General features: G+C 52.5%; 11 protein-coding genes. 6 read left to right on the top strand and 5 right to left on the bottom strand.

Going from position 1 to position 17,133, the window contains the following annotated elements; translation table 11 throughout:
* Positions 1–21 precede the first annotated feature (21 nt).
* Together EUZ85_RS16820 and EUZ85_RS16825 are read right to left on the bottom strand one after the other, a co-directional pair.
* Complete coding sequence (locus EUZ85_RS16820) at positions 22–1,848, bottom strand: ATP-binding protein (RefSeq protein ID WP_127970381.1); 1,827 nt, start codon at positions 1,846–1,848, stop codon at positions 22–24.
* Positions 1,849–1,859: 11 nt separating this feature from the next.
* Positions 1,860–3,101: a sensor histidine kinase gene (locus EUZ85_RS16825; RefSeq protein WP_127970382.1), complete on the bottom strand. Its 1,242-nt coding sequence runs from the start codon at positions 3,099–3,101 to the stop codon at positions 1,860–1,862.
* Between the two features lie 254 nt (positions 3,102–3,355).
* Here EUZ85_RS16825 and EUZ85_RS16830 point away from each other — a divergent pair, with 254 nt between their 5' ends.
* The 3 genes from EUZ85_RS16830 (at position 3,356) to EUZ85_RS16840 (ending at position 5,872) form a co-directional block, all read left to right on the top strand.
* Positions 3,356–4,027, top strand: coding sequence for an OmpW family protein (locus EUZ85_RS16830; protein WP_127970383.1), 672 nt, complete (start codon positions 3,356–3,358; stop codon positions 4,025–4,027).
* Positions 4,028–4,285: 258 nt separating this feature from the next.
* Entirely contained in the window at positions 4,286–5,047 is a 762-nt protein-coding gene (locus tag EUZ85_RS16835) for an ABC transporter substrate-binding protein (RefSeq protein ID WP_127970384.1), read from the top strand.
* Between the two features lie 75 nt (positions 5,048–5,122).
* Complete coding sequence (locus tag EUZ85_RS16840) at positions 5,123–5,872, top strand: amino acid ABC transporter substrate-binding protein (protein WP_206618082.1); 750 nt, start codon at positions 5,123–5,125, stop codon at positions 5,870–5,872.
* Between the two features lie 51 nt (positions 5,873–5,923).
* Here EUZ85_RS16840 and EUZ85_RS16845 read toward each other — a convergent pair whose 3' ends face one another.
* A complete protein-coding gene (locus EUZ85_RS16845) occupies positions 5,924–8,179 on the bottom strand; it encodes a PAS domain S-box protein (protein WP_164887271.1) in 2,256 nt (751 codons plus the stop codon).
* 255 nt (positions 8,180–8,434) lie between these two features.
* Positions 8,435–9,052, bottom strand: coding sequence for a nitroreductase family protein (locus tag EUZ85_RS16850; protein WP_127970386.1), 618 nt, complete (start codon positions 9,050–9,052; stop codon positions 8,435–8,437).
* Between the two features lie 109 nt (positions 9,053–9,161).
* Here EUZ85_RS16850 and EUZ85_RS16855 point away from each other — a divergent pair, with 109 nt between their 5' ends.
* The 3 genes from EUZ85_RS16855 to EUZ85_RS16865 all read left to right on the top strand — a co-directional run bounded on the left by EUZ85_RS16855 (position 9,162) and on the right by EUZ85_RS16865 (position 13,156).
* Positions 9,162–9,671, top strand: a complete 510-nt coding sequence (locus EUZ85_RS16855) for a MarR family winged helix-turn-helix transcriptional regulator (protein WP_127970387.1) — start codon at positions 9,162–9,164, stop codon at positions 9,669–9,671.
* 777 nt (positions 9,672–10,448) lie between these two features.
* Positions 10,449–12,383, top strand: coding sequence for a multicopper oxidase family protein (locus EUZ85_RS16860; RefSeq protein ID WP_241567062.1), 1,935 nt, complete (start codon positions 10,449–10,451; stop codon positions 12,381–12,383).
* Between the two features lie 446 nt (positions 12,384–12,829).
* Positions 12,830–13,156 (top strand): hypothetical protein, encoded by a 327-nt coding sequence (locus tag EUZ85_RS16865; RefSeq protein ID WP_129498746.1) that lies wholly within the window; start codon positions 12,830–12,832, stop codon positions 13,154–13,156.
* Between the two features lie 871 nt (positions 13,157–14,027).
* On the opposite strand, the gene EUZ85_RS16870 is transcribed toward EUZ85_RS16865, so the two are convergent.
* Positions 14,028–17,009 carry a KAP family NTPase gene (locus tag EUZ85_RS16870; protein WP_127970389.1) on the bottom strand — a complete coding sequence of 994 codons (2,982 nt, stop codon included), beginning with the start codon at positions 17,007–17,009 and terminating at the stop codon, positions 14,028–14,030.
* Positions 17,010–17,133 lie beyond the last annotated feature (124 nt).

The raw sequence follows: 17,133 nt of genomic DNA on the forward strand, positions 1-17,133 counted from the left end.
GTCGCCGAGGCGCTGCATGGATTAATCCGTCTTCTCCGCGTCCGCCTCCTGCGGCGGACGCTCGCTCAACAGCCAAAGCCGAAAGCGGGAGCCTTGTCCCGGCGTACTGTCTACCTCAATGCGGCCGCCATGGCGTTCGATGATGCTGTGTGAGATAGCCAACCCCAATCCTGTGCCTTTGCCGACGGGTTTGGTGGTGAAGAACGGATCGAATATCCGTTTGCGGGTTTCCTCCGGGATGCCGGCCCCATTGTCCTGAATTTCCACCCATACGCCTTGCTCCCAGAATCCGGTGCGCAGCCAGATTTTTCCGGAACTCTCGATCGCCTGCGCGGCGTTGACAAGCAGGTTCAACAGCACTTGGTTTAATTGCCCCGGCAGGCATTCGACTTCTCCCACATCGCCATACTCTTTGATCACCTCAGCCTTGTATTTGATTTCATTCCAGGCGATCGCCAGGGCGCTTTCCAGTTGGGCCTCGATGGGGGAGTGGCGCCATTCTTCGCCCTCGCCGGCGCGGGTGAAGTCGCGCAAATCCTGTACGATCTTGCGCACTCTCTCAAGGCCATTGCGGGTTTCGGCGATGACGTCGGGAATATCCTGGCGCAAATAGTCCAACTCCAGATCGTTGATAATCGTTTTGAATTCGCTCCAGTGCGGGTTTTCGTCACCGCTGTTTTGTCGCACGGCTTCCGCTGCGTTGATAATGCTCATCAGGTCATTGATGTAATTCTCCAGCGAGCCCAGGTTGGAGCTGACAAAGCCGATGGGGTTATTGATTTCATGGGCGACGCCTGCCGCCAATTGCCCAATAGAGGCTAACTTCTCACTTTGCAGAAGCTGCAGGTGCGTGCGTTCAAGCTCTTGTGAACGGGCGACGACTTTTTCCTCCAGAGTGGCGTTGGCGTCCGCCAATTGGTTATGCAGGCGCATATTGTGAAGACTGATAGCGGCTTTGGCGTCGAAGACTTCCAGAAGGTTGCGCGGCAACCCGTCAGGGGTGTGTCCATCCAGATAGACGACAAGACCCGGCTCGTCGCGACGCCCGATAAACAGCACGGTTTCGGCCGGGGTGAACTGGCTTTCGCCGGTCTGAAAGGCCGCTTTGATGGTGGCTTGGGCGGAGGCGGGAATGGGCGCCTGTAACCAGGGCGCGCCTGCGGTGATTTCCTCCGAGCCGCACAGGATGGTGTATTCGTCTATGGTCGCGGAGGCCTTTGGCGGACCCAGCATCATGCCCATCCCTTCAAAGCCGGTGATGCGCAATAGTTGCGACAGAATGTCTCTGGCGAAATCCTGCAGTGTGGTTCCTGGTTGCAGATAATCCGGCGCCTCGATGATCTGGCGCAGGCCGTGATGATGGGTCTCCAGTGCGCGCAGGTTTTCGTAGGCGCGCAGAGCGCTGATGACCGAGGTGTAGAGCTTTTGCGCGTCCAGCTCGGTCTTGTTTTTGTAGTCATTGATGTCGTAACGCAGAATCACGTCCCGCTCTGGCGCCATGCCCGGCTGTCCGGTTCGCAGGATGATGCGAACGTTGTGATCGCCCAGTTCTTCGCGGATGTAGCGCACCAGCTCCAGGCCGGCGTTATCGCTCTCCATGACCACATCCAGCAGGACCACTGCGACGCCTTTGTTTTTCTGCAATGTCTTTTTGGCTTCTTCCGCACTGTAGGCGCTTTCAAGCTGCAGTTTGCGGTTGTGGAACTCCAGGTTACGCAGCGCTAGCCGGGTAACGGAGTGCAAGTCCTCATCGTCGTCGACGATCAGGATGGGCCAACAGGGCGCCGGCTGGGCGTCGGAGCCGGCGTCGTCGTCAGAGTGATTGGATCGCAGTTTTAATTTTGTCATCCACAATACTGTCAGGCTGTAAAGTCACTGTCACGGTGGTGTTTTTCGTCGCTGTTCCTGGGGAACTCAATCACAAAGGCGACACCCTGTCCGGCGTCGGTATCCGCTATTCTTACTTTCCCGTTCAAGACGTTGGTCACCAGGCTGTGAAGAATATGCAGACCCAGGCCGCTACCTCCTTCATTACGTTTGCTGGTGAAAAACGGTTCAAAAACTTTGTCTCGCGAGGATTCAGGAATGCCCACGCCGTTGTCGCACACCCGCAACTCAATCTGGTCTCCCACGACATCAAAGCGAATATCCACGACCCCCCCGCCTCCGTCGAAGCCGTGCGTCAGTGAGTTTAATATAAGGTTAGTCAAAATCTGGGATAGAGCGCCAGGATGGCTGTAGATCTCCAGTTCCTGCGGACCTTTGATGCTGACGCTGGAGGACGCCTTTTTCAGCGCGGGAGACAGGCTGGTGACGATCTCATACAGGTATTGGGAAAGATTAAAGCGCCGTTCTTCGCCGGCGGACTGGTCGACGGCGACCTGCTTGAAAGACTGGATCAGGCTGGCGGCGCGCCCTGCGTTGGTTGTGATCAGACGAGAGGAGTCGCGGGCGGCGTCGATATAGTCTGTAAACGCTTCTTCCGACAGGTTCTCGCTGACGTAGTTTTTGTGTAAGCGGTCGGTTTCTTCTGTCAGCAGTGTGGCGGCGGTGACGATAACGCCGATAGGCGTGTTGATTTCGTGGGCGACGCCCGCCACCAGACGGCCCAGGGCGGCCATCTTTTCTCTTTGCATTAGCTGGCGTTGCGTTTCCTCCAGCTTGCGATTGGTTTCCTGCAGCTCTTCGTTTGAACGCTGCAACTCCTTATTAATGCGGGAAAGTTGCGCCTGACTGGGAATAGAGAGTGCGATAGGAACCAACTTCACCAGCAGTAAGGCGGTTATCACTGACGCCGCCGCGGTGACCGCCTTTATCACGCCGTTCAGCCAATAGGCGGGATACCAGGTCACCCAGATATTCATCATATGGGTGGCGCCGCAGGCCAAAATAAAGATGCCGAAGGACAGAAACATCCAATTGAACGGCACATCCTTGCGTCTTCGGACAAAGTAAATCAGCGTAATCGGGATGGTCATGTAAGCCAGGGCGATGAGCGCGTCGGAGCTGATGTTCAGCCAGAGTATGCCGGGCTTCCAGAGATAGCAGTGTCCATGGGGCATGAAACCCTTGCCGGTGAAAAAATCGATAATGGATTCCATGGCCGCATCCTTTCTTCTCTTATTCTGTTAAACAACGTATAGCACGCTTAGGCGCTATCGCAAGATAACGAGACGTCTGCCGGGCGTCGCGGAAAGAGCGTTTCCGTTGATCTGGGTCAAAGCTGACCCGGGCTGCGTCCCGTCACCCCTAATCACTTGATCCAAATCATAATTCTTCGCCGGCAAAGGCATAGACTCCCGCCCCGTCATCAATTCTTAATTTTGCAGTTGAATGTGAAGAGTAGGGGTAAGTTATGCATAAGCTAAGTAAATCTATGTTGGCTCTGGGACTGTTGGCTTGCGCGGGTTCCGCGATGGCGCACCAGCCGGGAGATATGGTGCTGCGTGTCGGCGCCGCGATGGTGGACCCCCAGGATGACAGCTCAACCCTGCGCGTGAATGGGACTTCCGTAGACGGAACCAGCGTTTCAGTGGATAACGATACACAGCTGGGTCTGACCTTCACCTACATGTTGCGCGAGCATATTGGTTTGGAAGTGTTGGCGGCGACTCCATTTACTCATGATGTAACCGCCCATGGTCTGGGCGACGACCTGAAAACCGCGGAGGTCACGCACCTTCCTCCCACCGTCAGCGTACAGTACTACCCGATGGAAGCCGGTTCAGCGTTCCAGCCCTATGTGGGCGTTGGCGTGAACTACACCCTGTTTTTTGATGAAGAGCTGACAACGGATTTCAAAGACGCCATGGGCGACGGCAAGATCAAGCTGGACAACTCCTTCGGCGCGGCGTTCCAGTTGGGCGTTGACTATCAATTGACCGATAACCTGGTGGTTAACGCCGCGGTCTGGAAGATCGGCATCGACACCACCGCCACCATCGACCTGGATTCCGGCGCGCAGATCAAAACCGACGTGGATATCGATCCGCTGGTGTACATGGTCGGCGTTGGCTACAAATTTTAATTCCAGCGTCTTGTAATCGGCGCTGCGGCCTGCGCTCAAGGAGGAGAACAGGCCAGCTTCACCTGGCTTCATCCCCGCATGCGGCCCATCTTCGCCCATGCGGCTTTTTTGTCTTCCCAACCCCGACGGGTCGATGCATTTCTCGCTCTGCCGCTTATGTGGTACAGGTAGGCGACATGCCGCCGTTTCACTCTGATCTATACTTATTGTTCACACTTCGCCATTGGTTGATTGGGTTTAACTGACATGGGGGAAGGTATGCGACGTTCTTTTATTTCCGCTGTATTGGTCGGGCTGTCAGGTATTGTATTCGGCGCTCTGGCTCAGGCTGCAACGACGGTTCAGGTGTGGACCTACTATGACTCGCCGCCTTTTGCGATTGACCCCAAGGGCGATGATCTCACGTCTACCCTGTGTCGGGTGCTGACGGAGAAAAGCGGCGGGGAATGGGTTTTCAAACCCCAGTACCTTCCCCGTAAGCGCATCAATCATTACTTGGAAAGCGGGGCGGAGCAGGGAGTGGTGCTATGGGCGAACCCTCTGTGGTTTCAGGATAAGGATGAAACCAGGTACGCCTGGACCCATCGCGTCGTCTGGGGCGCTAATGAGATCGTGTCCCTGCGGGAAAATCCGGTGGAGTATACCGGCCCTGAGTCTCTGGAAGGCAAACGCTTTGGCGGCGTGGCGGGGCATCATTATGTCGGGATCGACGATCTCGCGCAGTCCGGCCGCATCAAGCGCGAGGACACCACGTCATTTTCCAAGAACCTCGACAAGCTGTTGAGTAACCGCCTCGACGCTATGCTGATTCCACGGGGCGAGCTGTTTTACATGGTCTCGCAAGGCAATCTGGGCGACAAACTCTTTATCTCCTCCAAACCCCATCAGCAATATGAACGCAAGATTCTGACGACGCAGAAGCTGAAGGCGGCGCGGGATTTCATCAACGCGCAACTGCCGGCGTTGAACGAAGACGGGGAGTGGCGGGCGCTGCTGGATAAATATGGTTTGAAGCCCTGAGCTCGGGAAAGCACCGGGAAAGCGTCTGGAAACCAGTGACACAGATGAAAAACTGACTCCAAGGATTGACCGTCTATGTGGAGACTATTCGGGCTGACGCTATGGATAGGTCTGACGGCATGCGCATATACCCGCGCAGAAATCGTCGTGCCGGTGTGGACCTATTACACCTCGCCGCCTTACGGCCTGCATAGCGACGGCTATGATCTGACCAGCATTATGTGCGCGGAATTCAGCAAACTCAGCGGCGGCAAATGGCGTTTTGAGCCCCAGAGTCTGCCCAGAAAACGCATAGACAGCTACCTGGAGCGGGGCGATCAGGCGGTGGTGGCCTGGGTGAATCCGTCCTGGTTCGGCGATAGCCAGGAGGAACATTACGATTGGACCCACGGAGTGGTAACGGGGCGCAATGAAATTGTTTCTCTGAAGCTGCGTCCAGTGGAATACCACGGCCCGGAGTCGTTGATCGGCAAAAGCTTCGGCGGCGTGTTGGGGCACCGCTATATCGGCATCGACGAGTTGGTGGAAGCGGGGCGCATTCAACGGGAAAACGCGTCTTCATTCTCCAGTAACTTTGGCAAGCTCCTGTTGCGGCGTATTGAGGTCACTATGATTCCCCGGGAGGAACTGTTTTACCTGATGGCGAATGAAGAGGTGGGCGCGCAGCTTTATATTTCCAAACAACCGCACCAGGAATACCAGCGTAAGATGCTGGTGACGAAAGGGCTTAAGGGGGTGAGGGATTTTATGGAAACTCAATGGGCGGCGCTCAATGGTCATCCTGACTGGCGTCACCTGCTGCAGCGCTACGGGCTGAACCAGTAACGCTGGCTGAATTAGTATGGCTGAATCGGTAAAGGGACCTCCGGCGTTATCCTACGCCAGATCCTGTTCCTGAATATTCAGCAAGTTGCGCACGGTCATTCTCAGTTTGGCGTTGTCCGCCACGGCTTTGATCAGGGTGGCTTGCACTTTGCCGGATAGCTGCGGCGAAGGGGGATAGGAAGAAAAAATAACCACAGGCGTTTCCTCCGAGTTGATTTCCTCCAGCAGTTCAGCGCCGGAGCCGTCCGGCAATTCCAGGTCCAGTATCACCAGATCAAACTTTATTTCCCTTAGCATTCGCTGCGCCTGTTCCAGAGAACTCGCCTGGTGGATATCGGCGATCTCCTCCAGCACCGTGCGGGCGATCTGAGTGAGATCGGGATCGTCTTCTACATGCAGGATACAGGGACGGTTCTGCTTCAAAAGAACCTGGTGAATGGCGGTGCGGAATTGTCCAAGGTCCGGATGCGTGCGACTCAGCCAGGCCAATGGCTTGACGCCGACGCTCTCCAGCCGCGGGTCCGCCTCCGAGTTGTAGCCGTCCTCCGTAATCGCCAGCAAAGGCAGCTGGTCGGAGCCGGGGACATGGCGCAGGCTTCTCAAGAGGGTGAAGCCGCCATCGTCAGACAGATTCGTGTCGACGACCAGCAGACAGTAGTCATTTTCGTCAAGGCGACGTAACGCCGTCGCCGCGTCGGCGGCGATTTCGCAACACAGCCCTTCGGCCTGCACCGCCTTCGCCAGCAGGTTGGCCAGATCCGGTTCTTCTTCGCAGATGAGCGCGCAAGGGTGTCGCCGGGTTTTGCGTTTCTTTTCGCTACGCTTCATGGGCAGGTCGAAATAGAATTCCGTCCCCTCGTTCGCCTTGGTGGAGAAACCGATTTCGCCGCCATGATGCTCCACGATGGCCTTGGCGATGCTGAGGCCCAGCCCGGTTCCGCCTTGCGCGCGGGTGTCGGAACTGTCCGCCTGCGCGAAGCGCTCGAAGATGCGGCCGTGGAAGTTTTCGGGAATGCCCTTGCCGTAATCTTTGACATGAACGCGCAGTGTGTTTTGCCGTCCGCTGACGGAGATCTCGACGGAGCCGCCCCGGACAGAGTATTTCACCGCGTTGGAGATCAGATTAGACATGACCTGATGAATGCGTCGCTCATCGGCATGCACGCAGGAACCCGTTGGCGGCCCGGAGTAACGAAGTTGCACCTGGTATTTACCGGCGAATTCCTTGTGGTCCTCCAGGCTGCGTTGCACCAGACTCGACAGATCAAGGTCCTCCAGCTCAAATTTAAGGGCGCCGGACTCCAGTTTTTCAATTTCCAGAATATCGTTAATCAACAGGGTAAGGCGGCCGCAGTTGCGGTAGGCGACCTGCAGCATTTTGCGCACATTCTCCGGCAACTGCTCTCCACACTGTCCCAGAACCAGTCCCAGCGCGCCGCCGATCGCGGTTAGCGGAGTGCGCAGTTCATGGCTGACGGTCGCCACAAATTCGTCCTTCTGCCGCTCCATTTTTTTGCGTTCGCTGATGTCCCGCACCACGCCCGTGAACTTGCGGCGGCCGTCGACCGTCATTTCGCTCACCGCCAGATCCATGGGAAAGGTGGAGCCGTCGCGGCGGCGGCCGGTGACTTCGCGGCCGATGCCGATGACTTTGGCTTCTCCAGTCTGCATGAATTTGGCGATATAGCCGTCATGTTCGCTATGGTAAGGCTCTGGCATGAGGATGCTGACATTGGCGCCGATCACATCCCTGGCGGCATAGCCGAAGATGCGCTCCGCCGCGGGATTGAAGGTTTCGATCAGACCGGTTCCATCAATGGTGATGATGCCGTCAACGACGGTATCCACGATAGCGTGGACGCGGGCTTCCCGATCCTTCAGAGCCAATTCGGAGGCTTTGCGCTCGCTGATGTCGCGTACTACGCCGGTGAACATACGGCGTCCTTCCACCAGCATTTCCGTCACCGCCAGATCAAGAGGGAACAGGCTGCCGTCCTTGCGCAAACCAAGCACTTCACGGCCCACGCCAATGATTTGCGCGTTTCCGGTTTGCAGGTAATTGGTGAGGTAACTGTCGTGGTGTTCGCGGAAGGGGGAGGGCATCAGCATATGCACGTTGCGGCCGATGACTTCTTCCGCGTCATAGCCGAAGATGCGCTCCGCCGCAGGGTTGAAGGATTCAACGACGCCCTGGCTGTCGATGGTGATGATGCCGTCCGCCACCGCTTCGACAATAGCGCGCACCCGGCTGTCGGATTCCGACTTGAAGCTGTTCCTTCCAGCCTTATGATTGGGTTTCCTGCTCACATAAATTCCCTTACATGAACGCCAAAAACGCACGTTTTATAAATATAGGCGTGGCATGGGCTATTACAAACTTAAGGGGCTATTAACCTGGCGGACAAATAGCTTCCTTCTATTTGTCTGCAACGACAGGTCCTGCACATATCAGGCCCTGTCTCCCGTGGCCGCCAACCGCCGCACAGGCGCATTTATGCGCCTGATAATTAACACGCCAATATCATTGCCATGTTGATAAAGAAAAAAATGAAACGGCGAAGGTCACACCAGCACCATCACCTCTTCCACTGGGCGACGCACTTTCTGCGGCCAGTTGCCTTCAGCCGGATAACCCGCCGTCACCAACATCACCGGCGCCTCCCGTTCTGACAGCCCAAACTCCTGCGCCAGCGCCTGCGAATCGAAACCGCTCATGGCGCCGGTAGACAGCCCCATGCCTTGCGCAGCGAACATCAGCGTCATGGCGGCGAGGGAAGCGGAGCGGAACGCTTCGTCCCGTTGCAGCGAGGGGTTGTTCTCATGAGAAGAACTGGCTTGCGCAACCCAGCCGTCACTGAACGCCTGCGGCAGAAAACCTGCGGCGACGGAAGGCTGCAACGCGCTGGCCAGACCTTCATGCGCCGCCAGCGTACCGCAGATGATAAAAGTCACTGCGGCGTCCACCACCTGCTTCTGACCATAGGAAACCGCCTGTAAACGGGCCTTCGCTTCAGGCGAACGCACAGCGATGAACTTCCAGTTCTGAAAGTTGTAAGCGGAGGGCGCGCGCGTGGCCAGTCTCACCAACTCGGTGATCTGCTCTTCGGACAGGGATTTCTCTGGGTCATAACGGCCAGTGGATACGCGGTTTTCGATAAGGTCTTTTACGGTCTCGTACATGTCAGGTTCCTTGATTTACGGCTAAGCAATGCATTTATCTTCAATTCAAGATAAAATCAGTTTTGCATAGATAAATCTTGATATCAAGATAAAATAAAAGGAGCCTCTGATGACTGAAAAACGACCGCCCGACGCTGTAGACAAGATTCTGCAACAGTGGAACACAGAACGGCCCGACCTGGACGTCACCCCCATGGCCGCCATCGGCCGCCTGAAACGCTGCGCCGCCCTCATGCAACGCAGACTGGACGCCACCTTCAGTCAATTCGACATGACCGGCTGGGAATTCGACGTCCTCGCCACCCTGAGACGCTCCGGCAAACCCTATTGCCTGGCCCCCACAGTCCTGTTCTCAACCCTCATGATCACCTCCGGCGCCATGACCCACCGCCTGCAACGCCTGGAAGCCAGCGGCCTCATCGAACGCACCGCCAACAAAGACGACGCCCGCAGCAAACTCGTCCAACTCACCCCCAAAGGCCTCGAACTCATCGACCGCGCCGTCGACGCCCACGTACAAAACGAACACAACATCCTGCAACCCCTGAACCCACAAGAACGCCAACAACTGGATGAGTGCATGGCGAGGCTACTAAGATTATTGGAAGGGGAAGGGTAAAAGCGGCTCACGCCAATAAACCCGCTAAATCGCGAAACGGACTTAACTTGGGCGTAGAGTTTTAAGATCAGGAACAGGAACAGGAACAGGAACAGGAACAAAAGCGCAACAGAAACAAGAGCGGCCAAACCCAGCTCAATAGCGATTACAGACAACCCAGAAAAGCCATATGATTTTCCAGCGCCCAGCGCCCAGCGCCCAGCGCCCAGCGCCCAGCGCCCAGCGCCCAGCGCCCAGCGCCCAGCGCCCAGCGCCAATACTCTGTACCCCGTTCGCCCTGAGCCTGTCGAAGGGCCTCCCAGAGCGCATAAGAACGAGTGCTAATAAACTGGTCAATACCAGGAGGACAATGCCTGGTTGTGATCCAATGCAGGCATTCGTGGAACTGCTATCTTTGTATTATTAATCAGGCAGACAAATAGCTTCCTTCTATTTGTCTGCAACGACAGGGCCTGCATATGTCAGGCCCTGTCTCCCGCGGCTTAACGCCGCGCAGGCGCGTCCATGCGCCTGATGATTAACATGCCAATATCATTGCCATGTTAATAGTGCGCCACGAATCTTTGAGCAGTGATCGCGTGCCACTCTTTGTGATTTGCAATCTATCTGAATGCGTCCAAGGAGGCGAGGACCATGAGTGGAATCGTTCGGCGGGCAGTTGGTAACCCATTGTTATTGCCAACCCGGATTACTTGGATTCTGGTAAATCTAATTCTGCTTGCACTCGTTTTGCCTGTTCATGCAGAAACATCCAGGCGCAGCATCTCGAATCCTCCAGTGCTTGAACTCAAAAAGGGCGCGCCCCTGGCGACGACCAACCTGAAGTCGATCCCCACGTCAGGGTCGCCCAGGGTTGGTACTGAACGACATCTGGATCTCAATATCGTCTATACCGACAGCCGCTTGTACAATCCGGCCACCGCCAGTTATGACAATGTCCACCTGCGCAGTTATGTAGGAACCGACACCAGTCCAACCCGTCCCTTTGTCGCTCCAACGATTGAGGTAACCCCCGGTGATACGGTGCGTGTGACATTGAATAATAAGCTACCTGCCGATCCAAGCTGTATCAAACACGATGGCGACGTCAATGATCCTCATTGTTTTAACGGCACCAATCTGCATACCCACGGTCTGTGGATCAGTCCCACCGGAAACAGTGACAACGTTCTGCTGAAAATCGATCCCGGCGTCAGTTTTCAGTATGAATACAATATTCCGCCTGATCACCCTGCCGGAACATTTTGGTACCACACGCATTTACATGGATCAACCGCATTACAGGTTTCCAGTGGCATGGCGGGCGCACTGATCATGCACGGCGATCGTCCGCCATCTAAAACGAGCAATGGGGATATCGATACGCTGTTGAAAGACAGCGAAGGAAAGAGCTTCCAGGAGCGCATCCTGGTGTTGCAACAAATACAGTACGCCTGCTTGGAAAATGGCCAGATAATGGAGGACAGCGACGGCAATGTCCTGTGGGATTGTCCAGCGACCGTCGAAAATCCAATCTACGGTGTTGAATCCTACGATCAATTCGGCCCTGGTTCCTGGGGAGATTCCGGCCGTTACACAAGCATCAACGGCGTCATTTTACCTGTCTTCACCGCCAAGGCGGGGGAGATTGAACGCTGGCGGATGATTCATGCGGGCGTGCGCGATACCATCAGCCTGGAATTCCGCAAATTAAAACCGAGCATCGCTGAGAGTAGCCTCAATACCCTTAAAGCGAAGGACGCCGATCGCTACATCAACGATAACTGCACAGGCGATGCTATTCCTTATCATGTTATCGCCGATGATGGACTGACCCGAGCCAAAGCCTGGCAAACCAAACTGTCTACCTTGCAGCCGGGCTATCGTGTCGATGCCTTGGTGGTCTTCCCCGATGATGGTAATTACTGTGTCATCGATACCTCGGCCCAGGCGGCGGCCAGCGTTTCTCAGACGGCGGAAAGCAGACAGCTCCTGGGGATGGTGAAGGTAGCCCCAGGCGAGACCGTTCACGACATTCACGAATACTTGAAGAAACGTTTGATCGCCTCCGCAAATAAATTTATGCCGGCTTCAGTGCGCGACGACGTTGTGGCTGACTTACAGGACGATTTGAAATTCACCAGGTTCACGCCGCATCAGGATATTGCGGATAGTGAAGTCACCGGTAAGCAGGAGCTGACATTTTTTATTGATACGACCACGTCCGATGTGAAGTTTGAAGTCAGCAACTTTACGGGAATGTCGAAAACCGAGCCTGGCATGCCCATCGACCCGAATCCCTACGACCCCGATCGGGTAGACCGGCTTTTGACCCTGGGGGGAGTGGATGAATGGGTGCTGGAATCCCAGTACGCCAGCCATCCGTTTCATATCCATGTTAATCCTTTTCAAATTGTCAAAATTCTCGACTCTAACGGTCGGGATGTCAGCGCTCCCGACGCTGTGGATGACGCGAGCGGCGCTGCAGATCCCCAATATCAGGGATTGAAGGGGGTGTGGAAGGATACCCTGTGGGTGAAAAGTCTCATTCCCACGGTCCAGGCGCCAAAGGGTATCTACACCCTGATGGTGCGAACCCGCTACCAGCGCTATATCGGCGAATATGTTCTGCATTGCCACATTCTCGACCATGAGGATCAAGGAATGATGCAGAACGTCAGTATTGTCCTGCCAGACGGCCAAGGTGGTTCGGTCGCCTCGGGCCATCACTGAATGACTCAGGTCGCTGAGGTTGATTGACTCGGCTCAGCATGAGCTTCAACCAGGCGTCCTGCTGTTCCAAAAAGGGAATTCTTATGTCAGAGAATGAGAGGCCCGTCAGTGGTGTTCCGATCAAATTTCACCGGACTTTTTTCTTAGAGCGTTTTCATCGTACAAGACGTTTTTCCAGTACCCACCACACTATGCCCGACGCACCTATTCACAAAAACATCATTCAAAGGCGTAGCCCTCGTGTACTCGATTGCAGTAACAATGTTTATCATCACCGCATAACAACTGAAACCCAACCACAGCTAGACGATCAACCCAACACCGCCAAACAAAGAACCATCCCCCAAAAACCAACCCCACCACCGTTCGCCCTGAGCCTGTCGAAGGGCTTTTCAGAGCGCTCAAGCAAAACACCGCGCTCTCAAAACATGAGGTAAGACCAAACATTGGAAATAAAACAAGCCATCGCCAAACTCAAACAATGGGACCAAGCAGCAGGCAACGTCGCAGTCACAATCATCCGACTACTCCTTCTGGGTCACGGCTTCTTCATTCTGGCCAGAAGCGCGTCGAGGACGTTTGATCGCCTTAGCTTCCTGGAGTCCTATACGGAAACCATCGCTGCGCATGTCACTGAATACGTTCTGCTTGTGTACTGGTTTTTTCCACTATTCACCGCTCTATGCCTGGCATACCTATTCAGAAAAACATCATTCAAAGGCGTAGCCCTCGTGTACTTGATTGCAGTAACAATGTTCATCATCACCGCATAACAACCGAAGCCTACCTAAGCTAGACAATCAACCCAACCCCACCAAACTAAAGCCCCATCCCCAAAAACAAACCCCACCACCGTTCGCCCTGAGCCTGTCGAAGGGCTTACCAGAGCGTACGAGCGGGAGGCGCTTGAGCCGCACAGTCGCTGAATGAAGCAGACATTGGAGGGTGTGCTAATTGATGATGCTGTAGTAGACAGAGTTACGGTCAATTGGCTGGATACTCTTGGTGATGATTACTTGGAGGTGGAGATTAGATATCCTTCTATGTTGTATACATGTAAAACTGATTTGGTTTTAATAAAATCAGGTGGGGGATGGTGTTTTCCTGTTGCGCGAAAAATATTTAAATATGAAGGGTTTCGAGATCTAATAGCTTTGTATTTTTTTTCTGTGGGAGTCAGTTAAAGTTGAAAGTGACTATTTTTATAGAATGAAGTGCTTACCTTCTCAGAATTTTATTTATTTTAATAAAGTTAAGGATAAGGGTATGAGATAATTTATCTAGATAACTATTTGAAATGTTTGAATAATGCAGAGAGTGGTTGAAGTTGATCGAGAATCTCATTTTTACTTTTGTTTTCAATTGACGTAAAATTATGGTGCATATCACTTTTGTTACGGATGAGAAGGGAAATAACGCCTTTTTCGTATATGAATAATTTTAGCAATTAAAAGCGACCTGGGATCTGGTAATATCAAATATTTGGCTGTTCTCTCTGTTATGTTTTCTCTCGCTAGCTTAATCCCTTCATTCTCAAGAAAATTCAGTCCTTGTGCGAGAATGTTCTTGATTCTATGTTGAGTCATTGGCTTGTATCATGTGTGAATCGTTACCAGTCCTACAACCGTTCTTTCAAGTTGACGGCTATTCAGCTTCTTTACTTCCTGATGCCACGTCACTAGCCAACTCATCAAGTACTTTGAATACCCCGTCCAGATCTTCACGGTATGTTGCAATGTAATTGTATGTTACTATGCTCCGGTACTCCTTTTGTAGATTCTTATCTTTAATAAGTTGTCCATTTCGCTCCCAGTAAAGTCCCATTTCTTTTGGATCGAGTCCTCCGGGAAGTCCAGACTTTGTTGGGTAGTAACCATCATTGACCTCTCCAGCCGAGAACGCGTTACCCAAATGCTCTAGACAGTAATCTAAGAAGTAAAAGATATTATTTTCATCAATTGAAGGCTCGAAACAAAATCTAAATATGTACTTGTTCATTAGCTTTGCTATTCCGCCTTTATCGGCAGTTCCCGACTCGTCGTAAAACCCACAGCATACACCGGAACCGCTAGGAGGTTTCGCACTACTCAGTTGATATATCACGAATATAGCTACGGTGGAACGCGCTGACGAAATGTACTTCTCCAACGAAAAAGAATTCTGCTCGGGTTGACCGTTCCGTGGTGAGGGGCTGCTAATTGGAGGGGGGGCGTCTCCTAGAAATACTGTATCAGGGGTTTCACTAATTTCCTTATAGAAGTTCCTTCGTGGCGTTATGTATTCTCGCTTGAATAGAAAAAATATCCTTTGGGATATCTCTCTCATTTCCGCCAATTCGAGCTTTTTGACATCTCCTTCTATAGGGGCATTACTATTATTATGACGAATCAACGCTGTGTATAGATTGTGCAGCTGCGATTGGCGGTCTATCGAGCAAGAGAGCCTGAATGTCATGAGGTCACTCCATCCAATTACGCCGCGAGAACTGGCTACTAAGCGTTGGAGTAAACCTTTACCCTTGTAGGAATGTTCGCCGAAAATACGCCATGCTATCTCCATAACATTAGTATCAGTAATCTTGCGACGGTAGCGATGATTCTGGGCATCTCCCCAGCCGGCACTATCTAAAAGTTGAAGCAATGTGTAGATAGATCTCTCTCTCAGTCCTCTATCATTAATAACAATTGATGAGTAGCGGGGCAGATACTCGACAAGTGTGTCTATGGCGTTGTCAGTGATTTCTCGAGTGAAGCTATGAGCTTGGTTGGCAAGTATCCTCCAAAACTGATCATGGGCATGATCTCCTCGTTCCAGCCGGAAGTCATGGGACGATAGAACTGATTCAATGGATGCTCCTTTTAGAACTTGTTCTACGGCTTTTTTGTAAAGTACAAAGGTTTCCTGTGGCTCCGGTGTGATGAATCTTACAATGAGCTTGAGGTAATTCTCTAAATTCCTGGCGGAGGTTTGGTTAAAACAGGCGCGTGACGATAGCTTTTCTTCGTCAATCCCACCCCTTTTTAAATCCAGCGTTTTTGTGTCAAAAAGCTCTTTTAATAAAAAGGCTGGTGTTTCTGGCTGTGCCTCCACAAATACTGAGAAGTCAGATGCATTCTTGTAATCGTTTTGTCCATATTCACGACGCACTGAAAATATTCCAGAACGTCCTTGCGTCTCTTCGGCATAAATACGTCTGAACAGCCCAGGGTAGTTTAGGTGTATGAGTATCAGGTTTATAAGATCACGCTCATTAAAGTCTGTCCGGCCTAAGTCGCTTTTCTCAAGCTGCATGAGCAGCATAGCGTTGACGAAACGCTTTACCTTGCGTAGGTCGCCAGCTAAGGGGAGATACTGTGCGGCTTTGTCTCCATCGAGAATGTTTGCTAATTCATCAAGCACGGAGCTTAGTTTCTGCATCGTATCAGATGGTGTTGTGCTGAGTTGGTTAGCTTGAGATTTCCAGTCCCTGCGTAAAAAATCCCGAATATGTGAGCTATCAACAAATAGGCTTAGCTTCACTGTTATGAATTTCTCTAGGAACTCTCGTGCTCTTGAATTTTCTTCGTGGCCTCCAGCCAGGACTTCTGTGTCGTAACAGAGAATATAGGTCGCCTGTGAAAGCTTGAACGTCCGGCGTATCGCAAACAGTACGTTGTTTATGGTTTTAGTGTCTAAGCGATCAAGGTCATCAATGACGATTATTACACGACGATTAATGCGCTTCAGGACGTCATTAATATCATCAAGCAGCTCATCAGCGGTCTCTTGCGATGGTTCTAAAGTGAGCTTGAAGCCAAGGAATGAAATGTCGGCTTTCCCCTTTATCAACCTAGAGTATCGTGACACAGCAGGACGAAACTCAGGAACGAATACTTTTTGTTGAATTGCTGAGGATAAGTCGCGAATCAAACGATCGGAAAGATCAGGATCAGAGGCGTATCGAAGGGGCTCAAATCGGCAAACAATGACTCTATCGTCTGCTGCTTCCCAATAATGTTGAGCAAGGTTGATAAAGCTAGTTTTACCGACTCCCCATGGCCCATCGACCCCAAAGGTAAGTCCTGAATGGGCTTCGCTTTCAAGGACAGTATCCGCGAATGATTTGACCTGCTTGTCGCTGGCTAGCAGATCATCCTTGTCATTAACAACTTCCTCGTCGGCAAGGAAATACAGCTGTGGAGCCGCCTTTTTAGTTCCTAGGCAGTACTTTCGGAATAGTGGCGATGTGAGCAATATAGAAAGATACAGAAGGATTGCTGGCGCCCATTGGGGCTCTGCATCCTTAAGTGCGTCATGTACCTTAGATAGCCATGGTGAAGTTAATGCGTTTACCCAGATGCCAGCAACAATCGCACCTAGTAAATCAAAACGGAAACTTCGCCCAATTTTTTCAGTGGCTATATGCAATTCCCGTTCTCTTGCATATAGAAAGCAAATCAATAGCTCTAAGATAACACCGCCTTTTATTACACAAAAAGGCACACCTGACAGTGTTAGAGCGAAGCTTGATCCAAGATAGTATGCAATTCGCCAGACTTCGGCTCCCACAAAACCAATGACAAACAGCCTCGCGAACACCAGTAACTCTGGCATATTCATTGTTTGATCGTGTTTGGTGGCAGCCATTACTTTCTCTCCGAGAAACGGGCTAGATTACAAAATATCCATTCAGTTTCGGTCATGCTCCATCGGAAAAACTAGTACAGGAGTTGTATGACCAAACATAGAGAATATAGACCAGTGACCGGCA

It is taken from the genome of Hahella sp. KA22 (assembly GCF_004135205.1).
Lineage (GTDB): Bacteria > Pseudomonadota > Gammaproteobacteria > Pseudomonadales > Oleiphilaceae > Hahella.

Excerpts from the sequence above, each read along its gene's own strand:
- EUZ85_RS16820 (WP_127970381.1), bottom strand. The coding sequence starts at position 1,848 with ATGACAAAATTAAAACTGCGATCCAATCACTCTGACGACGACGCCGGC.
- EUZ85_RS16825 (WP_127970382.1), bottom strand. The coding sequence starts at position 3,101 with ATGGAATCCATTATCGATTTTTTCACCGGCAAGGGTTTCATGCCCCAT.
- EUZ85_RS16830 (WP_127970383.1), top strand. The coding sequence starts at position 3,356 with ATGCATAAGCTAAGTAAATCTATGTTGGCTCTGGGACTGTTGGCTTGC.
- EUZ85_RS16835 (WP_127970384.1), top strand. The coding sequence starts at position 4,286 with ATGCGACGTTCTTTTATTTCCGCTGTATTGGTCGGGCTGTCAGGTATT.
- EUZ85_RS16840 (WP_206618082.1), top strand. The coding sequence starts at position 5,123 with ATGTGGAGACTATTCGGGCTGACGCTATGGATAGGTCTGACGGCATGC.
- EUZ85_RS16850 (WP_127970386.1), bottom strand. The coding sequence starts at position 9,052 with ATGTACGAGACCGTAAAAGACCTTATCGAAAACCGCGTATCCACTGGC.
- EUZ85_RS16855 (WP_127970387.1), top strand. The coding sequence starts at position 9,162 with ATGACTGAAAAACGACCGCCCGACGCTGTAGACAAGATTCTGCAACAG.
- EUZ85_RS16870 (WP_127970389.1), bottom strand. The coding sequence starts at position 17,009 with ATGGCTGCCACCAAACACGATCAAACAATGAATATGCCAGAGTTACTG.